Origin of the sequence: Nocardia sp. NPDC004568 (assembly GCF_040609955.1) — a bacterium.
Lineage (GTDB): Bacteria > Actinomycetota > Actinomycetes > Mycobacteriales > Mycobacteriaceae > Nocardia.
The window spans coordinates 1-2,073 of sequence record NZ_JBEXLL010000179.1 but is presented as its reverse complement, the minus strand read 5'-3'; the positions used below and the strand labels follow the sequence as shown (position 1 = coordinate 2,073).

The window sequence follows — 2,073 nt, the reverse complement described above, 5'->3', positions numbered from 1 at the left end:
ATATTGCACACTTGTTCCACAGCATCCAGTCCGCAGCTACCGGCGAAGACCGACATCCGCGCCCACGCCCGCTGCTCGGCCGGCGAACACAGGTCATAGGTCCAGTCCAGGCACAACTTCAGCGACTGCTGCCGTGACGGCGCGGTGCGGAAGGCACCGGTGAGCAGCTCGTAACGGCCGGTCAGCCGGTCCAGGATCTGGTCCGGCGACAGCGTACGCATACGAGCAGCGGCAAGCTCGATCGCCAGCGGCACCCCATCCAACCTGGCACAAAGCCTGCTCACCGCGGCCATGTTGTCCTCGGTGAGCGCGAACCCCGGCACCACCGCCGCGGCACGCTCGGCGAACAGCGTCACACCGTCGAATCGGGGCAGCCCCTTCAGCGACGGTTGCCGATCGGGGTCCGGGACTTTCAGGGGCATCACCCGCTGGACCACTTCACCGGCGATATTCAGCGGCTCCCGGCTGGTCACTATGATCCGTACTCCGGGACAGGAAAGCAGCAATGTCTCGGTCAGCTCGGCGACCGCCTCGACAATGTGTTCCGCGTTGTCCAGGACGAGCAGCGTCTGGCAGGAGCCGAGGTAGTGCACCAGAATCTCGAGCAGCGGTCTGGTCGAGTCGTCCCGTACGCCGACCGTGGCCGCCACCGTGTCGACCAGCAGCCCGGCATCGGATACGGCAGCGAGATCGACCAGCCACACCCCGTCGGCGAAATCACGCTGAACCTGCGATGCGGCCTTCAGCGCCACCCGGGTCTTGCCCACACCGCCGGTACCGACGAGCGTGACCGAACGCGACCTCGACAGGTGATCCTTGAGTTCGGTCAATTCGGCGCGCCGATCGACGAGACCGGTCAACTCCAGTGGCAGATTGCCGGTGGTGTTCTCGCCGATCGTCGGCACGCGCCGCCGGCCCGGGACCGCGCCCTCGGAGCGTTCCGGGCCGGGGTGGGTGAGCAGCGCCGGCTCGCCCGCCGGGATCCCCCGGCGAACCTGGACCTCCTGGATGGCTTCGCGGAATTCCGCGGCGGAGGGACGTGCGCGTCGATCCCGCCGCATCGCCGACTCCACCAGCGCCGACACATCGTCGGCGATACCGCTGTGCCGCAATTCCGGCAGGGAATGGGCGGTGATCCGCCGGAACTGCGCCACCCGGTTCTCGCCGCTCCGCCGCTCGAAGGCGGCATGCCCGGTCAGCGCGCAGAACAGAGTCGCGCCGAGCCCGTAGACATCGGCCTCCGGCGTCGACGGCCTGCCCTCGAGTACTTCGGGTGCGGTGAACGCCGGAGAACCGGTCACTGTTCCGGCGGACGTCTCGAAGCCGCCACCGATATGCGCGATACCGAAATCGGTCAGTGCCGGCTCGCCCGAATCGGTGAGCAGAATATTTCCCGGCTTCACATCCCGGTGCACGATCCCCAGGCGGTGGGCCGCCTCGAGCGCACCGGCTATCTTCGATCCCATTCGCAGCGCATTCTCCGGTGAAAGCGTGCCGTGCCGCTGGAGCCACGTATCGAGAGACCCCATCGTGTAATAGGGCATCACCAGATAGGGACAGCCACCGGCGAGTGTGCCGGTCTCCAGAACGGTGACGATATTGGGATGCCCGGTCGAGCGGCCCATCGCGCGCTGCTCCCGCAGAAATCGGGCCCGATTTTCCGCATCCAGGCCCGCGGTGAGAATCTTCACCGCCACGGTCCGGTCCAGCTCCGGTTGCCGGCAGCGATAGACCACCCCGAACCCGCCCCGGCCGATCTCCACCGCATCCGGATATCCGGCAGCGGCCAACTCGGCGCGAAACGATTCCGTCGTCTCACGCTGCGTGCGGAGTAGGTCGTCACCGCTCATCGCCGAATGCACCCCGATGAGCATTGTGGGAAGCGAAAGAAACCATCGGCTCACCTCTTGCCCGATCCACTATATCCCCGGACGGAGAAAGCCCCTGCTGTCCTGGTGGATATACGGGAAAGAAAGCCTTAGTAAGCGTCCGAGAACTTCCGTCAGTTGTGGCTGGGGGGATGAGTCGCTGTCAGGCCTGGAGGTGCTGGACCGGCGAGTGTGGTTGCCGGTG

The 2,073-nt window shown here is 66.3% G+C and carries 1 protein-coding gene; it reads right to left on the bottom strand.

Annotated features, from left to right (window positions below):
- On the bottom strand, positions 1-1,850 hold a 1,850-nt coding region (locus ABZV91_RS32395; RefSeq protein WP_355249523.1), incomplete at its 3' end, for a protein kinase.
- Positions 1,851-2,073 lie beyond the last annotated feature (223 nt).